Raw genomic sequence first — 24,965 nt, forward strand, 5'->3', positions numbered from 1 at the left:
AGTCGCGGGGCCGCCTATTTCATTCAAGGGGTTCATCCGTCCTCCGGGACGCGTCTTGTGAGAGTTCGAAAATGAAGAAGTTCAGATCAGTATTTCTTGCAGCAGCTGCCTGCACCGTTGCACTGGGGGTCGCGCCTTCCACTGCACAGACCACCGGCCAGCCTACCGTTCCCATCGAAGTCTGGGCTCTTCGTGACACCATGACGCAGGTCCAGGTTTCGCCCAGCGGGAAGAGCATCCTCGTCATCAAGAACGAGAGCCGTGAGGGCGACTACCTCATGGAACTCTACGACACCGATGATCTCGGCAAGAAGCCGTACCGCATCGCCGCCGACCCGATGGAGATCATCGGTGCACAGTGGGTGGGCGACGATTACATCTTCGGTACCGCCTGGCAGCAGAACCGCAGCAGGGTGAATGGTCCTGAAGAAGGCACCTACGATTACGCATCATTCATCTTCGACGTGAAGGCGAAGAAGTTCCGCCGCGTCGAAGGCGTCTTCAGCATCGCATCGCTGCTGCCCAACGATCCCGATCACATCCTGATTGGAACCGGCCGTGAAGTCGGCAGCGCGATCGAAGTCGATCCGTTTTCGGCTTTCCGTCCGCGGGAGTATTCCAAGCTCAACCTCAAGACGGGTGGCAAGCAGCTCGTCCTGAAGGGTAGCGAGAAGTATCCGTCCGCGGTCTTCGACAGCGAAGGCAATCCGCGTTGGACTTCCGGTTACGACCGCGCGACCAAGGAAGAAGTGACGTATTACCGCAAGCCGGGTGATAGCTCGTGGACCGAGTTCGCACGTTACGACCAGGACAAGCACGAGAACCTCTATCGCGTTCTTTCGGGCTTCATGGGGCTGCGCGGCTTCAAGGCCGACGATCCCAACATCGGTTACGTCATCGACAACCGCGGTGAAGACAAGGCTGCCCTTTGGGAGTTCAACTTCGAGACCGGGCAGTATGGCGAGAAGCTTGCCGGTACCGACCAGGCCGATATCATGTGGATCCAGACGAGCTCGATCCCGGGTGACGACACCCTGGTCGCAGCCCGCTATCCCTGGGACAAGCGCAACCGCATCTGGTTCGACGAGCAGGAAAAGGCGCTTTACGAAGCACTTGAAGCCCAGATCCCGCATGCGCACGAAGTCAGCATTTCGAGCCGTTCGCTCGATGGCAACATCATGATCGTCCAGAACCGCGGTCCGCGCGACCCGGGTTCGTTCTGGCTGGTCAAGGACGGCCGCATGAGCAAGCTCGGCAGCCGCAACCCGCTGCTCAAGCCGGAAGATCTCTCGGATGTCGAATTCATCCGTTATCCGGCTCGCGACGGCAAGACGATCTCGGGTTACGTCACCAAGCCGAAGGGTGAAGGTCCGTTCCCGCTGGTGGTCCTGCCGCACGGCGGCCCGCACGTGAACGAAGTCATCAGCTATGACGAATGGGGCCAGCTCCTCGCCAATGCCGGCTACATGGTCCTGCAGCCGCAGTATCGCATGTCGGTGGGCTGGGGCCAGGAACTGTTCGACAGCGCCTATGGCCAGCACGGCCTCGCCATGCAGGACGACAAGGACGATGGCGCGCAGTACCTCATCGACCAGGGCCTGGTCGATCCGGATCGCGTCGCAATGTTCGGCTGGTCCTATGGCGGTTATGCCGCTCTCGTGGCCGCTTCTCGCGAACCCAACATGTACCAGTGCGTCATCGCCGGTGCAGCCGTTGCGGATCCGGAAAAGGTCTACAAGCTGCGTAGCAACCCGTGGACCCCGAAGGCGATCGACGATTGGGCACAGCGCCGCGGCATGATCGGTATCAACCCGATCAACGAAGTGTCGAAGGTCAATGTGCCCGTGCTGATGGTCCATGGCGACGTCGACGCCCGCGTGCTCTACTTCAACTTCGAAGACTATCAGAAGGCGATGAAGAAGGCGGGCAAGACCGATGCCCAATTCCTCACTCTGACCGGTGCGGACCACTTCTACAGCACGCTCATGTACGAGCACCAGGAACAGTTCTACACCAAGATGCTGGACTTCCTGGCCAACGATTGCGGACCGGGCGGCCTCTAAGGCTCTCGACCCGGCAAACAGAAAGCCCGGCGGGAAACCGCCGGGCTTTTTCGTTGCGGTGATGGAAAGGTGTAGGCGGGCGCCTTAGCGAACTCGCCGGCCCTTCACGCCATTCTGGCCGTTGAGGCGGACCCAGAACGAACCCATCGCTGCCTGTTCCAGCTCGACCTCGTCGCCGACCTTGGGCTTGAACCGGCGGGGCGGGTCGTTGACCAGCCAGACGCTGCCTTCGGAAATGGTGATCTGGTAGCCCTCGCGCCCCACCTGACGAACTGCGGTAATCTGCGAGGTCATCGCATCGTCGTTTTCCTCGTCCCTGCCTCCGAAAATGCCGGTCTTGGGCAGCGAAAAGCCAAACAGGCCGCGACGGGTTTCGCGGATGTCTTCCTTGTCGACGACCTGGATCTCGCCGGAGTCGCTCGCACTGACCACGGCCGCAACCTCGCGATCATAGCACGCAAGACGCTCTTCCGGCGCTTCGATCGACTGGCAATTTTTCAGCGCCGCAAGCTGTTCGTTCCCGTCGGTATCCTGCGCAAGCGCGAGCGAAGCGGGCGCTGCGAGGAGCAAGATAATACCGCTGGCGGCAACATTCTTTCGAAGCGTGGTCATGATCGCATACTCGCTTGGTCCTCTTGTGCACACTGTCTGCCAGAAGGCTTATCGGGCAGGTTTCTGGCGGCTTTGCTCGCCCTTTCCGGAGGATGTTTCAACTGTAACCGGAATGTCACACCGGCAATATTCCGTCTACATCATTTGTGTCTGCGATTGCTCCCCGCCTCCCCATCGGCCTAGATGCGCCACATTCGGACACATGTCTGAATCCAGTCTTTTCTAGGGGTACCGTTTGTGTGGTGCCCGAAATTGAGGGGAAACTAATGTCTTATCGTTTCACCAAGGCTTCGCTCCTGACGGGCACGATCATGGCAGGTGCCATGATTGCTTCGCCCGCTCTGGCGCAGGCCGACGACCAGGATAACGAACCGGCCACCCAGCCGGGCGTGCAGGCTGAAGAAGTTGCACCGATCGTTGTCACCGGCTCGCGTATTGCGCGTCGTAACGTCGAAACCGCTGCACCGATCGCAGTCATCCAGGACGAAGAGTTCAAGCTCTCGGGTACCGTCAACGTCGAGAACGTGGTCAACACGCTCCCGCAGGTTGTCCCGGGCTTCACTTCGAACTCGAACAACCCGGGCACCGGTACCGCAACGCTGAACCTTCGCGGTCTCGGCTCGGCTCGTACCCTCGTCCTCGTGAACGACCGTCGCTGGATGTTCTACGATACCTCGCAGGTTGTCGACCTTAACACGATCCCCTCGTTCCTGCTCGACTCGGTCGACGTTGTGACCGGTGGTGCATCGGCTGTTTACGGTTCGGACGCACTTGCTGGCGTCGTGAACTTCAACCTGCGTCAGGTCGACGGCATCGAAATGGGCGGCCAGTACTCGATCACCGAACGCGGTGACGGTGCTCGCTACGAAGTCCACGGTGCAATCGGTACCTCGTTCGACGACGGCCGCGGTAGCGCCACCGTCTTCGCCGAGTACTTCAACCGCGATTCGATCTTCCAGGGCGACCGTGCGTTCTCGAACTTCGCACTCGGCGGTGAAAGCTTCGGCGCTCCGCAGCAGCAGTTCGGTTCGTCGACCCTGCCGAACGGCGTTATCCGTTACTTCGGTGACGGCGACCGCACCGGCACGGACTTCGCTGCCAACAACGCAGTCGTCTTCGACGACGTTGCAGGCGACTTCCGTACGCGTACGGGCGACACCTACAACTACGCTCCGGTCAACTACCTGCAGATCCCGCAGGAACGTTACCTGATCGGCGGTTACGCTGACTACGACATCGGTGGCGGTCACACGTTCTACACCGAAGTCGCATTCGTGAATAACCGCGTTGCACAGGAACTGGCAGCTACGCCGGTTACCGGCTCGTTCACTGTCAACCTCGACACGATCCAGCCGTTCCTCGACGCCGGTGACTTCGCACAGCTCCAGCAGCTGAACGCGACCGAAACCGACGGCGACCCGGACAACATCACGCTGTTCCTGCAGCGTCGTACGATCGAAACCGGTGCCCGTAACTCGCTCGACGAGCGTAACGCATTCCGCGTCCTCGGCGGCATCAGCGGCCCGATCGGCGATTACCTCTCGTATGACGCGTACTACATGTATGCCCGTACGCGTAACGCCAACATCCAGGATGGTAACATCTCGCGTTCGGCCTTCCAGGCTGGCCTCGACGGCACCGCAGACCCGATCAACATCTTCGGTCTCGGCACGCTGACGCCTGCTATGGTCGACCAGATCTCGATCCGTGCACAGAACGGCGACGTCTCGACCCTCGAAAACGCTGTTGCCACCGTTTCGGGTACCTTCGGCGATTTCGCCATCGGTGCTGACTCGGAGCCGGTTGCATTCGCAGTCGGTGCTGAATACCGCGGCGTTGCTTCGCAGTTCATTCCTGACACCGCACTGGCTTCGGGCGACGTGATCGGCTTCAACGCCGGTAACCCGACCGAAGGTTCGTACAACGTCAAGGAACTGTTCGCCGAGCTTAACGTGCCGATCGAATTCGGTTCGGCTCGCCTCGAGTTCACCGGTGCAGCCCGTTATTCGGACTACTCGCTCGAGAACGTTGGCGGTGTCTGGACCTACGCAGGTGGTGTCGAGTTCTCGCCGATCCCGGACGTTACGCTCCGTGGTCAGTACCAGCGTGCAGTTCGTGCCCCGAACGTGGGTGAGCTCTTCGGCGGTCAGTCGATCGGCTTCCCGGGCGCAACCGACCCCTGCGGTACCGCAGCAGCAACCGCCGGCAGCGCACTTGGCAACATCTGTGTCGCCAACGGTGTTCCGGTCGCCAACCTCGGTAACCCGGCTATCCAGCTGAACGCGCAGATCCCTGCACTGTTCGGTGGTAACCCGAACCTCGAAGAAGAAACCGGCGATAGCTGGACTGCTGGTATTGTTCTCCAGCCGAGCTTCCTGCCCGGCCTTGCGATCACTGCCGACTACTTCGACATCGAGATTGCAAACGCGATCACCACGATCTCGCTGCAGAATTCGTTCGACCTGTGCTTCAACCAGGTTCAGGATCCGAATGCTGCAGCTTGTGGCGCGTTCTTCGGCAACGGTTCGATCCGTAACGCTGCAGGCGCAATCACCACTGCAAACCCGCCGGTCCTCGGTGGTCAGAACGTGGCAACGCTGGGCGTCTCGGGTGTCGACCTTCAGGCAACCTACAGCACGACCATTCCGTTCTCGCTGATGACCGACACGGGCGAACAGGACTTCAACCTGTCGTTCCTCGGTACCTGGACTGAAAGCTCGTTCTTCGAGCCGTTCGCTGGTGCGGACATCGTTGAATGTGCTGGCCAGTTCGGCATCACCTGCGGTGAACCGACCCCGTCGTTCAAGTGGACTGCACGTGCATCGTTCATCGATGGCCCGCTGACCACCTCGATCCGCTGGCGTCACCTGTCGGCTGTCGACGACGATGATGATAGCGTCGATTACGCTGCCTTCAACGGCTCGGAGCGTATCCCGGCATACGACCTTCTCGACCTCACCTTCTCGGCTGAGGCAACTGAGAACGTCACCGTGACCGTTGGTGTGAACAACATCTTCGACACGCTGCCGCAGACGCCGACCTTCAACGGCATCGAAGTCTCGTCGGTGAACAACGGCACGCTGCTTGGTGACAACCAGGAGCAGGCCAACACCTACCCGAGCACCTACGATGTGCTTGGTCGCGACTTCTTCGTCTCGGCTCTGCTTAAGTTCTAAGCTCAGCCGCGAGACGTCTCGCACAAGAGGGGCGGCGGACTTCGGTCCGCCGCCCTTTTTCTTTGCCTCGGGTCAGCGCAGTGGACGCGGCACGGTATTCGCCGTGACGGGTCGTCCAGTGCGCGCTGCTAATTTGATGTGGGGTGGAACTCAGGCCCATTCGAGCGTGAGGAAGTCCGCAAAGGCGCGGCCCGAAGGCTCGCACACCTCTGTCGTATCGATCAGCGCCAGCCCGGCATCGCGGAAATGGGCCATCAGCATGTCGCGATCATCCGCCGCCGCACAAGCGCGACCGAGGGAATCGATACGGCCGATCTCGTTGCCTGCCTGATGCTCGATCTGGTCGAGCGTGCCGAGCAATTGCTGGCGCGAACCACGCGCGCCGTAGATCAGCGTGCGGCGCACGGCCTCCGGAATTTCCCAGCCGGGAGATGTCTGCCCCCAGCGCTCGCTGCCTTCGCGGGTCACTTCCGTCGCAAGCGCAAGTGCGCCATCGGCATCGTCACTGGCCAGTGCATTGCGGACATGCGTGAAGAGGTCCTTTTCCGACAGCACCCAGCCGATCTGCTCGCGGCGAACCGCGTTGTGTTCAAGGATCGGGCCGTCGCCGCGATGGACCATCAGTCCGACGCGGCCGTCCTTGGCAAGCACGCGCGCGACTTCCATCGCGCTGCGTGAGGTATCGCCATATTCGAAGCCGAACTGGCTGGTGATCGCATCGAAGCTTGCGTCATCGAAGGGCAGCTCTTCCATAGCCACACCGGCCATCACCTTCGCACCGGGAGGCGGGGGAGGCAGCTGCGGGGCGAGGTCGGTGCCGGTCGCCTCGATACCCGGGCGCATGTGCATCAGCCATGCGAGCACGCGGCCATCGCCTGTGGCAAGGTCGAGTACGCGGGGTGTGCCCGGTACCCGCTCAATGAAGCCTTTCCACGCGGCCTGCTGTGCCTGCTCGATCGCGGCCCAGCGCTGCGGCATGCAACCGCCGCCGCCCTTGCGTGCATTGCGCGCCCAGAATTCGCCCCAGGCTTTCTCGTCTTGTGGCTTCCCGCTCATGGCCGCGCGCTATATCGCAGGCACGACGTCGAACGCCACCGTCATTCGCAGCCCATCCCCGAACGGGGTTGTGCCGTGATAGAGCGTGCTCGGGAACAGCGCGAGATGCGCTTCGATTGGCTGGATCGTGCGGATCGGTTCGAGGTCCAGGCGGAGATCGGGCGGAGGCCGGCCCACTTCGAGCCAGCCTTGCCGTTCTTCACCTTGCGCATCCTCCGGCACGATCAGGTAGAGCGCTGAGCTCAGCATGCCTTCGGGATGGATATGCGAGGTGTGATAATCGCCTCCGCCGCGCAGGCGTACCGACCACGATCCCTGTAGTTTCCACGGATCGTCGCGACGCCTCAGCAGCGGGTGACCGACATCGGATTGCGGCAGGCACGCACGATAGTCTTCCAGCGTCGCCAGGATCGCCGCGTGGAGCCGCGCGAATATCTCTTCATGCCGCTGGAACAGGATGTGCCGCGTCTGGGTGCCACCGCGCAGCGACTGGCCGAGGGGGAGGGGCGATCCGTCATGCAGCTCGTGGAGCCGTTCGATCGCCTGCGGGAGGATGTTGTCGGCATCGCGCAATTCGCGCAGCTGGACCAGTTCCGCCTGGCCATGCAGCCACTCGGCGCGCGGATCGTCCCTGAGCCGCCAGACGAGGCCGAGGAGGGCGAAGGCCGAATGCTCCAGCGACGGATCGCGGACGGCCTCGTCCAGTAGCGACTGAGCCCGGTCCAGTTCGCCCAGCCTGATGCGGTGACGGGCCTCGTGGAGGCTGCGCGTGCTGCCCTGCAACGGCAACTCAGCGAAGATCGCTTCTGCGCGCTCCGCCTGTCCCGCCTCACCGGCATGGATCGCCTCGAGCAGCGCAAAGCTGTGATCCTCGGGGAAACGGCGGCGGGCATCTGCGGCGACCACTGCGGCCTGTTCGAAATAGTCGAGCCCCGCCAGCGTCTGGGCGTGCGCCATGGGGATCGACGGGTCTTGAGGCAGTCTCTGCGCCGCCTCGCGATAGGGTGCGGTGAAATCGCTTTCACCTAGTGCCAGCCTCAATTGCGCGAGGAGGTGCAGCGCATCGAGCCATTGCGGGGCCTGCGAGACAAGTTGCTCTGCAATGCCGCGTGCCTGCGCTGCCTCTCCGGCCACGTCGAGCGCCTGCGCCTTGCCCAGCCAGAGATCGGCCTCGGTGTTCACCACCGCGAGGGCAGCATCGAAGAATTGCGGCGCCTGCCTTTCGCCGCGCGCCAGCGCGACGCGGGCACGGCCGTGAAGCGCCTTGGCATGGCGCGGGTCGAGCGCGAGGCACTTGTCGTAGCTCTCGCGCGCCGCCGCCAGATCGCCCGCCATGCGCGAGGTATTCCCGCGTACCGACCAGTAGCGCGGTTGCATTGCACCTGCGGTTTCATTCTCTGCCAGCAGCGCCAGCGCTTCTTCGTGGCGGCCCAGCTGTCCGAGCGCGATGGTGCGGTTGAGCACGTATTCGAGATTGTCCGGCTCGATTGCCAGCGCCCGCCCAAAGCTCGTTTCGGCGGCGACAGGTTCACCGCCCCGAAGCGCCATCGATCCGGCAGTGTTGTGAAGGCCGGCATGGTCGGGATGCTCGGCAAGCGCTTCGGCCAGCAACTGGAGGCCGCGTGGTCGATCTCCCAACCTCTCTGCCGCGATCGCGCGGGCGTGCCAGTCCTGCGGCGCGGTCGTCACTTGTCGCGCAACCAGCCCACGATCGCAGTGCGTCCCATGGGTGCGAAGGGTGGGACGTAGGAAACCATGTGGCTGGTCGGCACGGCGAACAGGTTCAGCGCGTTGAAGCGCGGGCGGAAGCCTTCGACGATGTCGCCATCCTCGTCGAGGAAGTTGAGGTAGCCGCCCCAGTCGGGATGCCAGTCGTCCGGCGCGAAGTTGAGGACATAGGCATAGCGCCACCCTTCAGCGACATGGCTGTCGATATGCCGTCCGAGATAGTGGTTCGGCGCATAGAGCGATGCCTGCCCGTCCGCCTTGGTCAACGTTGGCGTGGCAGTGATGTCGCGCGCAAGGTCGAGGAATTCGGGCGCGTTGATATATTCGAGCAGCAGTTCGTGCGGGCCGCCCGGCTCCCAGCCTTCCTGCACCGCGGTGAGGATCGGATATTGGGCGAAGCGGAAGGCATAATCGCCGCGGGCGGAGGCCTGGTGTGCGGCCATCGCGGCGGCATTGACCTTCTCCGCGCCGCCCGGTGCCTGGATTTCCTCCTGCCGGAAGCTCTGCGGCTCGATCCCCGGACCGTCGCCTGCCTGCACCGCCATGCCCCATTTGGTGGCGCGCGCGAGGATCATCTGGATCTCGCGCGCGGTTTCTTCAGTCAGCACGTCGCGCACCTGTACGCGCCCGCGCTCGGCAAAGCGCGCTGCCAGAGCCTTGCGGTCGAGGTCGGGATTGATTTCGAAGAGCTTCTTTGCGGCCATGGACGCAGCCTTACGACGCGCTCCGGCTGCTCGCAAGCACGGCTGCCCGCGAGTCCCTGTAAGCTGCACTTGACGTAAACGGAAACCGCCCATAGGCCAGTCGCAAATCGAAACGGAAAGAGGATTCTCCCCCATGCCCGAAGCCTATATCGTCGAAGCCGTAAGGACCGCTGGCGGACGCAGGGGAGGGCGCCTTGCCGGTGTGCATCCCGTCGATCTCGCTGCGAAATCGCTCGACGCGGTGATGGAGCGCTCGGGCCTTGCAGCCAAGGTGATCGACGATGTCGTCATGGGCTGTGTCAGCCAGGGCGGCGAACAGGCCATGCAGGTCGGCCGCAATGCCGTGCTCGCTTCCAAGCACCTCGGCGAGGGCGTGCCCGCCGTCACCATCGACCGCCAGTGCGGTTCCTCGCAGCAGGCGATCCAGTTCGCGGCGCAGGCCGTGATGAGCGGGACGCAGGACGTGGTGATCGCCAGCGGTGTGGAAAGCATGACGCGCGTGCCGATGGGCTCGACCGCGATGTTCCACATGAAAGAAGGCCTCGGTAACTACAAGTCGCCGGGCCTCGAAGAGAAATACCCCGGCATCCAGTGGAGCCAGTTCATGGGCGCCGAGATGATCGTCAAGAAGCACGGCTTCACCAAGGACGATCTCGACCGCTTCGCCCTGTCGAGCCACCAGAAGGCCATCGAGGCGACCAAGTCGGGTGCCTTCGAAGCCGAGATCGTGCCGGTGGAAATCGAGACGCCCGAAGGCACCGAAATGCACACGGTGGATGAGGGCATCCGCTTCGACGCCACGCTGGAAAGCATCGCCGGCGTGAAGCTGCTTAGTCCTGAAGGCACCATCACGGCCGCCACCAGCAGCCAGATTTGCGACGGGTCGAGTGCGGTGCTGGTCGTGAGCGAGAAGGCGTTGAAGGAATACGGGCTCACCCCGATGGCGCGCATCCATAACCTGACGGTCACCGCGGGCGATCCGGTGATCATGCTGGAAGAACCGCTCTTCGCCACCGACCGCGCGCTGGAGCGTGCCGGCATGAAAATCTCGGATATCGACCTGTTCGAAGTCAACGAAGCCTTCGCACCCGTGCCGCTCGCATGGCTCAAGCACACCGGTGCCGATCCGGAAAAGCTCAACGTCAACGGCGGCGCTATTGCGCTCGGCCATCCCTTGGGTGCATCGGGCACCAAGCTCATGGCCACGCTGGTCCACGCGCTGAAGGCGCGCGGCAAGAAATACGGCCTCCAGACGATGTGCGAAGGCGGCGGTGTCGCCAACGTTACCATCGTTGAATCGCTGTAAGCGTATTCACGTTTATCGGCGTTGAGGCGCTTTAAGTTTCTAAAATCACGAGAGGATTACCCCCATGGAAGTCAGCAGCAATACCCCCGCAGTCGTCACCGGCGGTGCATCGGGCCTTGGTGAAGCAACCGCCCGCGCTATTGCGGCCAAGGGCGCGAAGGTCGCCATCTTCGACATGAACGAAGAGAAGGGCGAAGCCGTCGCCAAGGACATCGGCGGCATCTTCTGCAAGGTCAATGTGATGAGCGACGAAGACGTCGACGCCGGTTTCGCCAAGGCACGCGAGGCGCACGGCCAGGAGCGTATCCTCGTCAACTGCGCAGGGATCGGCAATGCCATCAAGACCGCCAAGCGCGACAAGCAGACCGGCGAGATAAGCCATTTCCCGCTGCAGGCGTTCGAATTCGTCATCCAGGTGAACCTGATCGGCACTTTCCGCTGCATCGCCAAGTCGGCAGCCGGCATGATGACGCTCGACCCGCTTTCCGAAGACGGCGACCGCGGCGCGATCGTGAACACGGCATCGGTTGCCGGTGAAGACGGCCAGATCGGCCAGGCGGCATACTCGGCATCGAAGGGCGGCGTGATCGGCATGACCCTGCCCATCGCACGCGACCTCATGCAGGAAGGCATCCGCGTGAACACCATCCTCCCGGGCATCTTCAACACCCCGCTGATGAACGCTGCCCCGCCGCAGGTGAAGGACGCGCTGGCCGCTTCGGTCCCGTTCCCCAAGCGCCTGGGCAATCCGGAAGAGTACGCCATGCTCGCCATGACCATGATCGAGTGCGGCTACTTCAACGGCGAAGACGTCCGTCTCGACGGCGCGATCCGCATGGCGCCGCGCTAAGCGATCCTGCTCCAAACGTGAAAGCGCCGCCCGTTCGCTCAAGGAACGGGCGGCGCTTTGCGTATGTAAGATGGGTGGTTAGTAGGCGGTCTGCATCAGCCTGACAGCGCCTGCCCATTCGTCCTGCTCGACCGCATCGGCGAGGATAACCGCGACATCGCCGCGCGCTGCCTTGCCCTTGGGATCGACATCTTCGCCGAGGATGACCGAGCCGGTCGGCCCGTCGTCGGTCAGCGATACCGGGCGCAGGATGGCATATTCGAGGTCGCTGGCCTTGAGATGTTCGTCAGCGTCGTGCTTGGCTTGCAGATAATGGGCGAGATCGCTGTCGGGATCGGGATTTTGCGTACCGACCGAACTCAGCATGACGAACCTGCGCACGCCGCTCTTTTCTGCCTTGTCGATGAGATCGATGGCCCCGTCGCGATCGACCTTGTCGGTCATCTCCGCGCTGGTGCCTCCGCCCGAGCCGGCCGCGAACACCACGGCATCGCAATCCGCCGTCACGTCATCCGCAAGGTCGGTGAGGTCGCTAACACGCTGCTCGGCCCCTTTGGGCAAGCCGCTGGTGTCGGAACTGTCTCGAACGAGCGCGATTGGGTGGTGGCCACGATCGCACAATTCCTGGACAAGGCGTTGGCCGGTATTGCCGGTGGCTCCGGCTACAAGAACTTTCATGGGTCTGCTCCGTGTTTTCTGGTCTGTTTACGAGGGCAGGAAAATCGCCTTGGTGTTGACGAATTCCTTCATGCCGAAGCCGCCGTGTTCGCGGCCGTATCCGCTGTCCTTGACCCCGCCGAAGGGCATGTTCGGGTCTGCCGCGCCGAAGGAATTGATGCGGATCATGCCCGTATCGAAATGGTCGCGGGCCAGCCGGATTGCCTTGTCCTCATCCTTGGTGAAGATGCCGCCGCCAAGGCCATACCGGCTGTCATTGGCGATGCGCATGGCGTCTTCGTCGTCCTTGGCGCGGATGATAGAGGCGACCGGGCCAAACAATTCGTCGTCATAGGCCGGTGTGCCCGGCTTGCAGTCGGCAAGCACGGTGGCGGGATAGTACCAGCCGTCGGGATCCTCTTCCGGGTCGCCGCCGCACAGCAGCGTGCAGCCACCCTCGAGGCTCTTGCCGACCTGTTCGACCAGCGTATCGAATTGTTCCTTGCTGGAAACGGGCCCCAGCTGCGTGCCCTCGTCCTTTGGATCGCCCATCTTGGTGGACTTCATCCGTTCGACGAAGCCTTCGACGAACTGGTCGTAAACGGCGTCCGTGACGACGAAGCGCTTTGCAGAAACGCAGGTTTCGCCATTGTTGTAGAGGCGGCCGGCGACGCAGGTCTTCACCGCGAGGTCGATGTCGGCATCTTCGAGCACGAGATAGGCATCGTTCGATCCCAACTCGAGCACGGTCTTCTTCAACGCTTCGGCTGCAGTCTTGCCGATATGGCGGCCAGCGCCATCGCTGCCGGTCATGGTGACCGCGCGGATCTTGTCATGGGTGATGATCTCGTCCGACAAATCGTGATCGACCAGGACCACGTCGAACAATCCTTCTGGCAATCCGGCCTCGAGGCACAGGTCGCGCAGCAGCAGGCCGCTGCCGGTGCAGATCGAGGCGTGCTTCAGGACACAGGCGTTACCTGCCATCGCGTTGGCGGCCAGCACGCGCACCGGCTGGTAGAGCGGGAAATTCCACGGCTGGATCGAATAGATCACGCCGATCGGCGAATAGGTGACGATGCCGCGCTTCTTGCCGCCCGAATGCTTGCGCTCCTCGTCTGCGAGCTCGGACGGGCCGTTGTCGGCGCTGTATTCGAAGATGCGGGCGCAGATCTCGACCTCGGTCTTGCCGTCCTTGAGCAGTTTGCCCGTTTCGCGGGTCATGAGGTCGCTGATGCGATCGGTATTGTCGCGCAGGACCTTTGCGATCTTGCGCAGGACGTCGGCGCGGTCTTCGTGACTGCGGGTGCGCCAATCGAGATAGGCTTGGTGAGCGGCGTCGATCCTGGCGAAGGCCTCTTCCTTCGACATCAGGTCGTAGGTTTCGATGGTCTCGCGGGTCGCGGGATTGTTGGTTGTGATCTGCGGCATGGGGCACCTTGGAATGAATAGGGGGTCGCGTTTGAAACGGACCCTCACGCTCAGGCGTTCCGGAAACTATTTTTGTTGCAGGCGGGAACCGGGCGGGAGCCCCGATTTCCTGCTCTTTGCCGAAGGTTTTGTGGTGGAAGGATGCCGAAATCCTGCAGCCCGCTTTTTCGTGCCGCCCTTGGCGAAAGCCGCCTGCCGGTACTGATTTACTTGTCAGGACCGTGTTCCATGTGTTCCATCTTGCCGGACAGCTGGAGAGAGACGCCACCATGACCCAATTCACGCAAATCAAGCTCGATATCGCCGATGGCATCGCCACCGTGACGCTGCACCGGCCAGAGAAGATGAACGCCTTCACGCGGGTGATGATGCAGGAATTCATCGATGCGATGGACGTCACCGATGCCGACGACAGCGTGCGCGCGGTGATCGTGACCGGCGAGGGTGAGCGGGCATTCTGCGCCGGCGCAGACCTTACGCCGGAGGGCGGCGGCCATGTCTTTTCCGATCCCGATCCGGTGGACGACCTTTCCGATGCGCGCGTACGCGATGGCGGGGGAAGGCTGACGCTGCGTCTGTTCAATTCGAAGAAGCCGCTGATCGGCGCCTGCAACGGCGTTGCCGTGGGGGTTGGCGCGACCATGCAGCTGCCCTTCGATATCCGGCTGTGCAGCGACAATGCGCGCTTCGGCTTCGTCTTTGCGCGGCGCGGGATTACGCCCGAGGCTGCGAGCAGCTGGTTCCTGCCCAAGCTGGTCGGCATGCAGACTGCGCTCGAGTGGTGCATGACCGGCCGGATCTTCGATGCAGCCGAAGCGAAGGATCGCGGCCTCGTGCGATCGGTCCATCCGCAGGGCGAACTGATGGACGCAGCGGTGGGTATAGCGCGCGAGATCGCGGACAATACCTCTGCCGTTTCGGTTACCATGACGCGGGCGATGCTCTGGCGGATCGGCGCGGGCGGACACCCGATGGATGCGCACCGTATCGACAGCCGCGCGATCTATCGCCTCAGCCGCAGCAATGATGCGAAGGAGGGGATCGCGAGCTTCCTCGAGAAGCGTCCGCCTGCCTATCCGGACACGGTGGGCGAGAACATGCCCGACTTCTACCCGTGGTGGGACGAGCCTGAATACGAATAGTTGCACATGTGATAGTCACAGCTGAAACCTTGCCAATAGCGGAGGGAAGGTTACAGCTAGGCGTCATGTCGTCACGCAAGCCCGCCAAGCGCCTCGCCGATTTCCTGCCCTACCAGCTGTCGATCGCCTCCAATGCGATTTCGACACGGATTGCGGAGCAGTATCGCAGGCGGTTCGCGTTGAAGACGACCGAGTGGCGTATCATGGCCGTCCTCGGCGACAGCGGCCCGCTGACTCAGCGCGAGCTGTCGCAGATGACGCTGATGGACAAGGTGCCGGTCAACCGTGCCTGCAAGACGCTGGAGAGCCGCGGCCTTGCTGCGCGCACGCCCAATACGAAAGACGGCCGTTCCCACCTGCTCGAACTGACGGTAGAGGGCAGGGCGGTCCATGCCGGCATCATGCCGCTGGCACTCAAGATCGAGGCGGAGATGTTCTCTGTACTCAGCACCGAGGAGCAGGACGCGTTTCGCGACATGCTGGCGCGCCTGCGCGAAAATGCCGGGGACTTCGACGCAGAAAGCCTGGCCGACTGAGTAAGCCGGCCAGGCTTTCCTGGTTCGCTATTCGGTTGCTTCTTCGCCGACCCTACTGGGTCATGAAGGAGTCCGAGATGTCGCAGGCCGCAGGGCCGAGAATGACGATGAACAGCACCGGCAGGATGAACAGGATCAGCGGCACGGTCATGATCGCCGGCAGACGGGCTGCCTTTTCTTCGGCGCGCATCATGCGCTCGTTACGGAATTCGGCCGAGAGCACACGCAGCGCGGATGCCAGCGGAGTACCGTAGCGTTCGGTCTGGACCATGGTGGTGACCACGCCCTTCACCGCTTCGAGGTTCACGCGATAGGCGAGATTGTCGAAGGCTTTCTTGCGTTCGTTGAGGAAGGACAGCTCGATTGCGGTCAGGGTGAATTCGTCACCCAGTTCCGGATAGGCACGGCCCAGTTCCTTTGCCACGCGGTTGAACGCGGCGTCGACCGTCAGACCGGCTTCGGCGCAGATGACCAGAAGGTCGAGCGCGTCGGGCAGGCCCTTGCGGATAGCATCGGTGCGCTTGCTTGCGATGTTGCTCAGGTAGATTTCCGGGCCCTTGTAGCCGAAGAAAACGGCAGCCGAGAGAGCAGCGACGCGCTTGAATTCCCAATCGGGGAAGATCTCGACGACATAGAGCAGCACGCCGGCGATGAGGCCGAAAATAACCGGAAGCACCATGCGTAGGCCGATCAGGACGACTGCGACTTCCTTGTTGCGGAAACCGGCCCATGCCAGCTTCTGCTGCATTTCCTCGACCTGGCTGTCCTGCAGGACCTTCATGTTGCCGAGGGCGTCGCGCACCTTGTCGGAGGTGTCGGTCTTGCGCACCAGGCTCTGGCGCTTCTTCGAGCCCGAGGTGACGAGGCCGGCTTTCAGCTCTTCGCGACGGCCTTCCAGCGCTTTCACACGCTTGGCCATCGGGTCCTTGATGGTGACGGCAGTGTAGATCGCGAAGAGAACCGCGAGAGCTGCCACGCCCATCAGGATGGAGCCGACGACAATGACGTCGAAGCCGAGGAGTGTGGGTCCGTTACCGCTTTCCATGATGACTTGTCCCTCGGGTCCTTAGATTTCGAAGCTGACCATCTTGGCCATGATGAAGGCGCCGATGCTCATCCACACGAGGCCGCCAAGGCCGGTGACGATCAGGCGCTCGTCGACGAAGAAGCTGCCGACATAGTCCGGGTTGATCCACCAGATCATGGTGAAGACGATGAAGGGCAGGGCGCCGACGATGTAGGCCGAGGCCTTCGATTCCGAGCTCATCGCGCGGATCTTGAGCTTCATCTGGGCACGCTTGCGCAGCACGTCCGACAGGTTGGACAGCGTTTCGGCGAGGTTACCACCGGTTTCGCGCTGGATAGCGAGCGTGATGCAGAAGAAGTTGAACTCGGGGATGCCAAGGCGATTGGCCGTTTCCTCGAGCGATTCTTCCATCGTGCGACCGATCTTGATGCGTTCGACGATGCCCTTGAATTCTTGGCCGACCGGGCCATCGACTTCCTGCGCGACGACCGAAAGCGTTTCGGTCACCGGAAGGCCCGAGCGGAGACCGCGAACAAGCAGTTCGATGGCGTCGGGGAACTTCACGTTGAAGTCGTTGGTGCGCTTTTTGATAGCGCGACCGACGATGAAGTGCGGAATGCCGGCGCCGGCAAAGATGCCGATCGCAAAGGACAGCGGAAGCGAGCTCGTGCGCAGGAACATGATCACTGCCACGACGAGGCCGATGCCGAGCGAGACGTAGGCGTACTGGCTGATCGTCCAGCCCTTGCCGGTACGGTCGAGACGCATGGCGAGGGCTTCGACGCGCGAATCCGAACCCGCGGTCTTGTGACGCTTGGGCTTGCGGGCCGCGATGGCCTTCTTCAGCTGCGATTCGACCTTCGCATCGGTGCTTTCCGAATGGCGGAAGCGTACCTGCTGCAGGCGACGCTGGCCGGTCTTGGCAGCATTGGGGCCGGCAAATGCGACATAGCCCAGGACGAGCAGCGCAAGAATGCCAACCGCAACCAGTACGAGCTGGATCAAATTCATCTGTCTACTCCGTCCCGTCCGTCATAGTTCGTTCGTTGGTCCCGGAGCGCGAAGGGCAGGTGCCCGAAGCGCTCCGGAAACAAAATTATCCGACTTCGGCTGCTGCCTTGTCTTTCTTCGACACCAGACCTTTGAGGTCGAAGCCGCCGAGCAGCGATTTCTTGCCGGCAGCTTCCGCTGCCTCTTCGCTGTCCTCGTCGCCGAGGCCGATGATGCGGCTGGCGAGCTGCTTCATGCCCGCAGTGGCCTTGCCCGATGCGTTCGCGTCGAGGAAAGTCTTGCCGAGCTTGGCAGCCGTGGCAGCACCCTTCTGGTCGTAGGGGATCGAGATATCGATCTTGCGTTCGATCGAAGCCTCGAAATCGCCCTTGCTGATTTCTGCAGCGCCGGGCTGGACCTTGTTGGCAACGACCACCGGGGTGGCGTGTGCGGCATTGGTCTTGAGCCAGGACAGCGTGCGGATCGTGTCGCGTGCCGAGGCAAGCGTCATTTCCGTCACCAGCGTCACGACGTTCACGTCGTTGAGCAAGTGGGGGAAGTTGATCAGCATGTTACGCGGCAGGTCGATCAGAGTCATCTCGAAGGCGTGGCGGAATTCTTCCTGCAGCTGCAGGAAGGCCGCGCCGTCGGTCATCAGCGGCGAGTTGATCGGAGCCTCGGCCGAAAGGATGGCGAGGTTGTCGTTCGCACGGATCATGGCGCGTTCGATGAACAGGCCGTCGATGCGGCTCGGGTTGTCGATCGCGTCGGTCAGGCCGCGGCCCGGCTCGAGATCGAGCGTGAGCGCACCGGTACCGAAGTGCACGTCGAGATCGAGCAGTGCGGTCGGCATCTTCTTTTCGGCGCTGTAGTACCATGCCAGCGAGGTCGCCAGCGTGGAGGCACCGACACCGCCGCGGGTGCCAACGATGGCAGTCGAGATGTGACGCTTGACCTGCTCGCTCTCACCACCGCGAGGCGCACTGAAGACGGCCTGCGCCGCATTGAGCGAGTCGCGCAGGACCGAGGCCGACAGCGGCTTCAGGAGGTAGTCGTGGATGCCGCTCGCGAGCAGGTCGCGATAAAGGCGCACGTCGTTCACCTGGCCGATGGCGATCACGACCGTACCGGGTTCGCAAACCTCGGCGAGGGCGTTGATGTCGTTAAGCGGATCGCCGCTTTCCGACAGGTCTACCATCAGGATGTTCGGGCTGGCAGAGACCGACAGGGACTGCACTGCGTTGCGCAGGCCGCCCTTGTTGCACTTTTCCGGCTGCCAGCCGAGTTCGATCACGACCGGACGCAGGACGTCCAGCGCCGTTTCGTCGCAGATATAGGCTGCAAACGGATCGCGATTGCCGGGCATGCCGGGTTTCGAAAAAGCGCTCATGGCTCAGTTGCCTCCTTGGCTATTGGTTTCAGGCAGGCCGCCCGCGCCGGTCGGTGCCTGGTCGCGGTAGGACTGGATTGCCTTGGTGGAAGTGGTCACGACCGTCTCGCCGGTGCCCTGCTGGCCCTGGACGAGGTCTTCCGGATTGGCGACCATCGCGGCCAGGTTGCTGTAAGTGGCGCAACCGTAGTTGGGATTGGTCGAGTTCTTGTCGTTGGCTTCGGCCGTGTGCGACCAGTCGGGGCAGCCCGGGACCGAAGCGCTCGAACGGGTGATGACGACGCGTGCCTGGCCCGGCTGGGCGTTGCCCACGGTCACCGGGGCACCTTCAGCCAGAAGGATGCCGTGGCGCGCTGCAAGTGCGGCGATGTCGTCACGCACGGCGAGGCTGTTGTTGCCATCGTCGATCGAGACACGGTCGCCGTAGCGCAGGTCCATGCTTTCGAACCAGCCGGCGAGCCGCTGCTGTTCGGAAACGGGCAGGCCGTCTGCATTGGTGCTGACGTCGAGCGTGAAGTTCGAGCGTTCCACGACCGGCTGCTTGACGCTGTAGAGCGTGCGGTTGTCCATGTTGACGCCGCCGCAGGCACCCAGGGTGAGTGCGAGCGAGGCTGCCAGCGGAGCTGCGAGCTTGCGAGTGATGTTGATACGCATTGTTCTCGTCTCCCTTATTCGAAGCTGAAGCCGGGCTTGGCAGCCGCGGTCTTCTCGTTACGGCGGGTGTCTGCCTGTGCGGCGACCTGTTCGCCTTCGGCCTGCGTGCCCTGCGACAGCTGCGGTGCGGCACCGCTGCCGTTTGCCGAGGGCATCGGGCGGCTTGCGCCCGAAACGCCATCGGCTTCGCGCAGTTCGATCAGACGCTGGAACTCGGTCGGCTTGAGATAGCCGTCCGTGGGCAGGCGAATGTCGTTCGCATTGACCGGCTTCACCAGATACGGCGTCACCACGATTACCAGCTCGGTTTCACCCTTGCGGTAGTTAGTCGAACGGAAGAGATTGCCGAGGAGCGGCACATCGCCGAGGCCCGGAGCCTTCTCGATCGAGTTCTGCGAGTTGTTCGACAGCAGGCCGGCGATCATGAAGCTCTGGCCGGAGCCGAGTTCCACGGTCGTTTCTGCGCGGCGGGTGACCAGAGCGGGCACCTGGAAGCCGTTCAGCGTGATCGAGCCCTGGCTCGACAGTTCCGACACTTCGGGACGAACGCGGATCGAGATACGGCCGTTGGCCAGAACCGTCGGCGTGTAGGCAAGGCTCACACCGTAGTTCTTGTACTCGATCGAGATGTTACCCAGACCCTGGCTGAGCGGGATCGGGAATTCGCCACCGGCGAGGAATTCTGCCGTTTCGCCCGAAAGGGCGGTCAGGTTCGGCTGCGACAGCGTGGTCACGAGGCCCTGCGTTTCCGCAAGATCGAGCGCCGATGCGATGTCGAGGCCAAGCAGGTTGCCCTCGATGCCGATGGTCGAACCCTGCTGGCTGCCCGGGATAACCGTGCTGCCCTCGGGACCTTCGGTCAGGCCGACGCCGAGACCGACAGGCGAACCCGGGGTATACTGCGGGATCCACGAACCCGAACCCTGGCCGACACCGACCTTGAAGCCGCTCGTTGTATCGACCGAGGCGAGGTTCACGCCAATGGCGCGCACAACGCTGCGGCTGACTTCGGCGATACGCACCTGCAGGTTGACCTGCAGCGGCGTCGCCATGCGCAGGCGGCTGATGACGTTGGTGCCTTCACCGACATAGGCTTCGACCAGTGCCTGGGCGTCCGCTGCGTCTTCCGGAGCGGCGACCGTGCCGGTCAGGAGCACCGTATTGGTGCCCATCGTGGCGACGTTGATCTTCGCTTCGGGCATCGCAAGGGCGAGCATCTGGTCGATGCTGCCGATGTTCGAGCCGACGCGGACGTTGGCTGCCCAGATGATGTCACCTGCGGCGTTGCTGGCGTAGACCGTGGTCTCACCGCCGGACTTGCCGAACAGGTACAGCTGGCGCTGCGACTTGATCTGTACGTCGGCGACCTGATCGTTCGAGATGAACACATCGGCCATGGTGCCGGGTACGTTGACGAGTTCGCCGCGACCGATCGAAAGGACGATGTCCGTGGTCGGGCTGACGACCGCCTGGGCCGTAGCCACACTGGTCGGAGCGGCTGCCAGCGGCGCGAGCGCCAGTCCGGCAAGCAGCAGTTTTGCGGTAAGACGACGTTTCATGGAATGGCCCCCTGAATGGCTTCCTGACTTGATCATCGGATTAACGGACGGTGCTCAGCGCGACCGGAACAGTGCTTCCGGCGTTGCGAGTTCCCGAGGCAACCGAGGAGTTGAGTGCACCTGCACGGCCCACGGTGACGCGTTCCTGCACCTTGCCGCGAGTAACGATGACACTCGGACCCTGGCGGACCGGTGCTGCTGCACCGTCACCGCCGCCACCACCGCCACGCTGGCGCTGCTGGGCGGGCATCGAGCTGCGCTGGAAGCGCGAGACGTCGCCGCCGGTCACATAGGTGCCCTTGGCATCGTCGGGACGCGCTACGACTTCACGCAACAGGCGTTCTTCTTCTTCCGGCGACGCGTCGTCGGGGATCACGAGATCGCCCGATGCGATGGCGCGTTCGAGTTCGTGTTCGCTATCGGCCAGCGAGCGCAGAGCGAGGCTGAGCGTACCGATGGTCTGCGCAACGGCCACCTTCTCGGCGATCGTCGGCGTGACTTCGATCGTCACCGTGCGGAACGGGCGGACCTGGGTCTTGCCGTCGACGGTGACCTGCGTGGTCGCCTGGTCGGTTGCGAGGATGCGAAGGTTACGAAGGATGGTTTCCGACGTTTTCAGCGGAGCACCTTCTTCACCCTGGACGGTCTGCGTCAGAACCATGTCGACGCGGTCACCCGGGAAGACGAAGCCGGCAACGCCGCTTTTCGCATCGACGGGCACCGTGATGGCGCGCATGCCGGGCGTGAGGGCTGCAGCAAGGAAGCCGCGGTCGCCGGGGCTCACCAGCGAACCCTGGGTAACCGGTTCGCCTGCAGTAACTGCATGGCGGACAACCGTACCGATCAGTTTGGAGACATCGGCTTCACCATCGAGGAAGTAGGCGTCCTGGACGAGCTCTTCCGGCCACAGCTGATAGCCGATGGCATCTGCGGTGATGATGGTACCAGTCGGCAGCGCACGCTGCGCGACGAGAACCTTCGGGCCCTGCGGTTCGACAACCGCTGCGGCCTCTGCCTGCGGAGCCGCGGCTCCGGCGATCATGCTGCGGGCTACAAGCGCGGTACCGATCGCAATGACCAGTGCACCTACCAGCAGAACAAGCTTCTTCCTATCCATGGCTATTCAGCCCCCTCGTTGGCCCGCGCAGAATCGGATGCGGGCAGCTATGGTTTCCATCTGTAAGTGGCGATTGGTTAAAATCGGGTTGTCAGCCCGCGGCAGTTGCAGAAATTCCCGCAAGAAAGCTGCCGCCGAGCATCCAGAGGCCCGCGACCGATATGGCCAGGCCATAGGGAACACGCGGCTGGTGCTTGTGACGGCGGATGATTCGGATCGAGACGAGCGTCGCGATTGCGAGCAGGGCAATCGGGATCAGCGCGATGGCAATGGTGCCCGTCTCGCTGGTGCCGAGCGACTGGACGACGCTGGACGGGATTGCCAGCTTCGGCCCGCCGAGCACGGCGCTGGCGAAGTTGCCGGCGATCAGCGTGCAGGCCACCAGTATAAAGGTATCGCGCACGGGCTTGCCGCCCAGCACGTTGGAACGGGCAACGCCCCAGATGCCCATGGCCAGCGTCAGCACCCAGCCGACCATGGCCATGATGAGGACGAGCCCGAGGAAATTCGTCGGCGGGAACCACAGGGCAAGCGCGGTCAGCAGTTTCACATCGCCGCCGCCCATCTGGCGGATCGCGAAGAATGCGCAGCATACGGCAAAGGTAATGGCTGCGATGCCAAGCTGGATCGCAACACCCGGCCACAGCGACAGGCCGCTGGCCCACCAGAACAGCGGGGCGCCCGCAGCGATGGCAATGTTCAGCTTGTTGCCGATCGTGCGGCTCTTGAGGTCGGTGAATGCGGCGACCAGCAGCGCGATTGCCAAGGCGCCGAGCAGAACGTAGGTGAAAATTTCTTGGTCCATGACCCGCTTTCCGAAATGTGCTTCGGTATCGGGCTACACAAACATGCTTACTAAAGAGTAACCATGACACGCGGTGCAACGGAGGCTGCCATCACCGAAACGCTAGAAAAGCCGATCGATCGCCGGGCTATTCCCGCCAATGCGACCGAGAGTTGCTGGACAGCACAGGACGGCCACGAACTGCGCCGGATCGACTGGCAGATGCCCTCGCGCGTAACGAGGGGGTCCTTGCTGTTCCTTCCGGGGCGGGGTGACTTCTACGAGAAGTATCTCGAAAGCCTTGAAGAATGGCACCGGGCCGGATGGCGCGTGACCGCTGCCGACTGGCGCGGGCAGGCCGGGTCCGGGCGGCTGGGGGATGACCGGCTTACCGGACACGTGGAAGATTTCTCCGTCTGGGTCGCCGATCTCAAGCATTTCTGGGACAGCTGGGTAAAGGAAACACCTGGCCCGCACGTGCTGGTCGCCCATTCGATGGGTGGTCACATCGTCGCGCGTGCTCTTGTCGACGGGGCGATCCAGCCTGATGCGGTGGTCCTGTCGGCTCCGATGCTGGGGATGGCCGGCCCGCCGCTCCCGCTGGCGGTCCTGCATTCCGTCGCGCGCGTCATGACGCGTATCGGTTCTCCCAAGCGCCCCGCCTGGAAGTGGAGCGAGAAGCCGGGCGAGATGCCAGCACGCCGCCGCGACCTCCTGACGCATGACGATGATCGCTACGCCGACGAATTGTGGTGGCGCGAGAACCGGCCCGAGCTTGCTATGGGGCCAGGGAGCTGGGGCTGGGTCGAAAGTGCCTATGCTTCCACGCGCGAACTCGAAAAGCCGGGCGCGATGGAAAAGGTGCAGGTCCCCGTGCTCATCGTGTCGACATCGATCGACAAGCTGGTCGATCACAAGGCTGCCGTGCGTGCAGCCGGGCGATTCCCGAGGGGCGAGTTGATCGAATTCGGACCCGAGGCCCATCACGAGGTCCTGCGCGAAGTCGATGCCGTGCGCGGCCGGGCGATGGACGGCATTTCCGCATTCCTCGACAAGGTAGCTCCAGCCGCGACGTGACAGGTTTCGATTTCGCCATTGTCGGAGCCGGTATTGCCGGAGCCAGCCTCGCCGCCGAACTGGCAGAGGGCGGGGCCAGCGTCTGCGTCCTCGAAGCAGAAGACCAGCCGGGCTATCATTCCACCGGCCGTTCCGCCGCCTTCTGGGAAGAGTGTTACGGCGGACCGGAGATTGTCCCGCTAACCCTCGCATCAGGGCCATATCTTCGGGAGAACGGCTTCCTCACGAAGCGCGGCGCCCTCTACATCGGCCGCCAGGAAGATGCGGGCGCACTCGATGCCTTCATGGACAGGTTCGCCGATACCGGTGCGACAATCGAGAGGCTGGGCCGCGACCGGCTGGAGGCACGGCTTTCCGGACTGAAGGAAGAATGGACAGGCGCCATTTGGGAGCCTGCCTGCGCCGATATCGACGTGGCCGGTCTACACGCCCATTACCTGTCGCGTGCACGCAAGGCCGGGGTGATCCTGAAGTGCCGTTCGAGAGTGGTGTCAGCCACACGCGCAAGTGGATTGTGGACGATCCGCACCGAAATCGGTGACGAAATTACTGCCGAAACACTTGTGAATGCAGCGGGCGCATGGGCGGATGGGCTCGCCGAGATGGCCGGAGCAAAACCGGTCGGGATCGGGCCTCTCCGCCGGACCGTGGTGCAACTGCGTACCGATCCGGCTCCGTTGCCGGATCAGCCTCTCGTGCTCGACATTTCGGGACGCTTCTATTTCAAGCCCGAAGCGGGGCGCCTGTGGCTGAGCCCGCATGACGAGGTGCCGAGCGAACCCTGTGATGCTGCGCCCGAGGAACTGGACGTCGCCACTGCAATCGATCGTCTGCAGCAGGTTGTCGACTGGAAAATCACCGGAGTGGAACGTCGCTGGGCAGGGCTGCGCAGCTTCGCGCCGGACCGCTGCCCGGTCTATGGCTGGGATCCGCAAGTCGAAGGCTTCGCGTGGTTTGCCGGGCAGGGCGGCTACGGCATTCAGACCTCGCCAGCGGCAGCAAGGCTTGCTGGCCAGCTCCTGTTGGGGCGCCCGAGAGATCACATGACCGCACAGCTTGATGCCGCGATCTACGATCCTTCGCGCTTCGCCTAGCCAAGCGCGCAT

General features: G+C 62.9%; 21 protein-coding genes. 8 read left to right on the forward strand and 13 right to left on the reverse strand.

Features of this window, described 5'->3' with window-relative positions; genetic code table 11:
* Nucleotides 1-71 precede the first annotated feature (71 nt).
* Nucleotides 72-2,063 carry an alpha/beta hydrolase family protein gene (locus tag K3136_RS11895; RefSeq protein WP_221430518.1) on the forward strand — a complete coding sequence of 664 codons (1,992 nt, stop codon included), beginning with the start codon at nucleotides 72-74 and terminating at the stop codon, nucleotides 2,061-2,063.
* An 84-nt stretch (nucleotides 2,064-2,147) separates the two neighbouring features.
* Here K3136_RS11895 and K3136_RS11900 read toward each other — a convergent pair whose 3' ends face one another.
* Entirely contained in the window at nucleotides 2,148-2,675 is a 528-nt protein-coding gene (locus K3136_RS11900) for a type VI secretion protein (protein ID WP_221430519.1), read from the reverse strand.
* A gap of 266 nt (nucleotides 2,676-2,941) precedes the next feature.
* Between K3136_RS11900 and K3136_RS11905 the strand changes: the two genes are divergently transcribed.
* Nucleotides 2,942-5,851, forward strand: coding sequence for a TonB-dependent receptor domain-containing protein (locus K3136_RS11905; RefSeq protein WP_221430520.1), 2,910 nt, complete (start codon nucleotides 2,942-2,944; stop codon nucleotides 5,849-5,851).
* 150 nt (nucleotides 5,852-6,001) lie between these two features.
* Here K3136_RS11905 and K3136_RS11910 read toward each other — a convergent pair whose 3' ends face one another.
* The 3 genes from K3136_RS11910 to K3136_RS11920 are packed head-to-tail and all read right to left on the reverse strand — an operon-like array spanning nucleotide 6,002 to nucleotide 9,339.
* On the reverse strand, nucleotides 6,002-6,907 hold the full coding sequence (locus K3136_RS11910; protein WP_221430521.1) for a class I SAM-dependent methyltransferase: 906 nt from the start codon (nucleotides 6,905-6,907) through the stop codon (nucleotides 6,002-6,004).
* Nucleotides 6,908-6,916: 9 nt separating this feature from the next.
* Entirely contained in the window at nucleotides 6,917-8,596 is a 1,680-nt protein-coding gene (locus tag K3136_RS11915; protein WP_221430522.1) for a putative 2OG-Fe(II) oxygenase, read from the reverse strand.
* Nucleotides 8,593-9,339, reverse strand: coding sequence for a 2OG-Fe(II) oxygenase (locus tag K3136_RS11920; RefSeq protein WP_221430523.1), 747 nt, complete (start codon nucleotides 9,337-9,339; stop codon nucleotides 8,593-8,595). The genes K3136_RS11915 and K3136_RS11920 overlap by 4 nt, the downstream gene beginning before the upstream one ends.
* Before the next feature lie 133 nt (nucleotides 9,340-9,472).
* Here K3136_RS11920 and K3136_RS11925 point away from each other — a divergent pair, with 133 nt between their 5' ends.
* On the forward strand, nucleotides 9,473-10,645 hold the full coding sequence (locus K3136_RS11925; protein WP_221430524.1) for an acetyl-CoA C-acetyltransferase: 1,173 nt from the start codon (nucleotides 9,473-9,475) through the stop codon (nucleotides 10,643-10,645).
* Nucleotides 10,646-10,709: 64 nt separating this feature from the next.
* Nucleotides 10,710-11,495: an SDR family NAD(P)-dependent oxidoreductase gene (locus tag K3136_RS11930; protein ID WP_221430525.1), complete on the forward strand. Its 786-nt coding sequence runs from the start codon at nucleotides 10,710-10,712 to the stop codon at nucleotides 11,493-11,495.
* A 78-nt stretch (nucleotides 11,496-11,573) separates the two neighbouring features.
* On the opposite strand, the gene K3136_RS11935 is transcribed toward K3136_RS11930, so the two are convergent.
* Both K3136_RS11935 and K3136_RS11940 read right to left on the reverse strand, forming a co-directional pair.
* Nucleotides 11,574-12,173 carry an SDR family oxidoreductase gene (locus K3136_RS11935; protein WP_221430526.1) on the reverse strand — a complete coding sequence of 200 codons (600 nt, stop codon included), beginning with the start codon at nucleotides 12,171-12,173 and terminating at the stop codon, nucleotides 11,574-11,576.
* A 27-nt stretch (nucleotides 12,174-12,200) separates the two neighbouring features.
* Complete coding sequence (locus K3136_RS11940; protein WP_221430527.1) at nucleotides 12,201-13,583, reverse strand: NAD-dependent succinate-semialdehyde dehydrogenase; 1,383 nt, start codon at nucleotides 13,581-13,583, stop codon at nucleotides 12,201-12,203.
* 269 nt (nucleotides 13,584-13,852) lie between these two features.
* Between K3136_RS11940 and K3136_RS11945 the strand changes: the two genes are divergently transcribed.
* Entirely contained in the window at nucleotides 13,853-14,725 is an 873-nt protein-coding gene (locus tag K3136_RS11945) for a crotonase/enoyl-CoA hydratase family protein (RefSeq protein ID WP_221430528.1), read from the forward strand.
* Nucleotides 14,726-14,790: 65 nt separating this feature from the next.
* Complete coding sequence (locus tag K3136_RS11950; RefSeq protein WP_221430529.1) at nucleotides 14,791-15,261, forward strand: MarR family winged helix-turn-helix transcriptional regulator; 471 nt, start codon at nucleotides 14,791-14,793, stop codon at nucleotides 15,259-15,261.
* Nucleotides 15,262-15,313: 52 nt separating this feature from the next.
* Here the strand turns inward: K3136_RS11950 and K3136_RS11955 are convergent, their stop codons facing one another.
* From K3136_RS11955 to K3136_RS11985, 7 genes are all read right to left on the reverse strand, one after another.
* Nucleotides 15,314-16,306, reverse strand: coding sequence for a type II secretion system F family protein (locus tag K3136_RS11955; protein ID WP_425594355.1), 993 nt, complete (start codon nucleotides 16,304-16,306; stop codon nucleotides 15,314-15,316).
* Nucleotides 16,307-16,327: 21 nt separating this feature from the next.
* Complete coding sequence (locus K3136_RS11960; RefSeq protein WP_221430530.1) at nucleotides 16,328-17,299, reverse strand: type II secretion system F family protein; 972 nt, start codon at nucleotides 17,297-17,299, stop codon at nucleotides 16,328-16,330.
* Nucleotides 17,300-17,384: 85 nt separating this feature from the next.
* Complete coding sequence (locus K3136_RS11965) at nucleotides 17,385-18,668, reverse strand: pilus assembly protein CpaE (protein WP_221430531.1); 1,284 nt, start codon at nucleotides 18,666-18,668, stop codon at nucleotides 17,385-17,387.
* A 3-nt stretch (nucleotides 18,669-18,671) separates the two neighbouring features.
* The gene (locus K3136_RS11970) at nucleotides 18,672-19,322 is read right to left on the reverse strand and encodes a CpaD family pilus assembly protein (protein WP_221430532.1); all 651 of its coding nucleotides are present in this window, start codon (nucleotides 19,320-19,322) and stop codon (nucleotides 18,672-18,674) included.
* Between the two features lie 14 nt (nucleotides 19,323-19,336).
* On the reverse strand, nucleotides 19,337-20,881 hold the full coding sequence (locus K3136_RS11975) for a type II and III secretion system protein family protein (RefSeq protein ID WP_221430533.1): 1,545 nt from the start codon (nucleotides 20,879-20,881) through the stop codon (nucleotides 19,337-19,339).
* A 40-nt stretch (nucleotides 20,882-20,921) separates the two neighbouring features.
* Nucleotides 20,922-21,998, reverse strand: coding sequence for a Flp pilus assembly protein CpaB (cpaB, locus tag K3136_RS11980; protein ID WP_221430534.1), 1,077 nt, complete (start codon nucleotides 21,996-21,998; stop codon nucleotides 20,922-20,924).
* 91 nt (nucleotides 21,999-22,089) lie between these two features.
* On the reverse strand, nucleotides 22,090-22,803 hold the full coding sequence (locus K3136_RS11985) for an A24 family peptidase (RefSeq protein ID WP_221430535.1): 714 nt from the start codon (nucleotides 22,801-22,803) through the stop codon (nucleotides 22,090-22,092).
* 63 nt (nucleotides 22,804-22,866) lie between these two features.
* Here K3136_RS11985 and K3136_RS11990 point away from each other — a divergent pair, with 63 nt between their 5' ends.
* Entirely contained in the window at nucleotides 22,867-23,859 is a 993-nt protein-coding gene (locus K3136_RS11990; RefSeq protein WP_221430536.1) for an alpha/beta fold hydrolase, read from the forward strand.
* Nucleotides 23,856-24,953 (forward strand): NAD(P)/FAD-dependent oxidoreductase, encoded by a 1,098-nt coding sequence (locus tag K3136_RS11995; protein ID WP_221430537.1) that lies wholly within the window; start codon nucleotides 23,856-23,858, stop codon nucleotides 24,951-24,953. Before K3136_RS11990 ends, K3136_RS11995 begins: the two co-directional genes overlap by 4 nt.
* The last annotated feature ends 12 nt before the right edge of the window (nucleotides 24,954-24,965 follow it).

Origin of the sequence: Qipengyuania gelatinilytica, from assembly GCF_019711315.1 — a bacterium.
GTDB classification, from domain to species: domain Bacteria; phylum Pseudomonadota; class Alphaproteobacteria; order Sphingomonadales; family Sphingomonadaceae; genus Qipengyuania; species Qipengyuania gelatinilytica.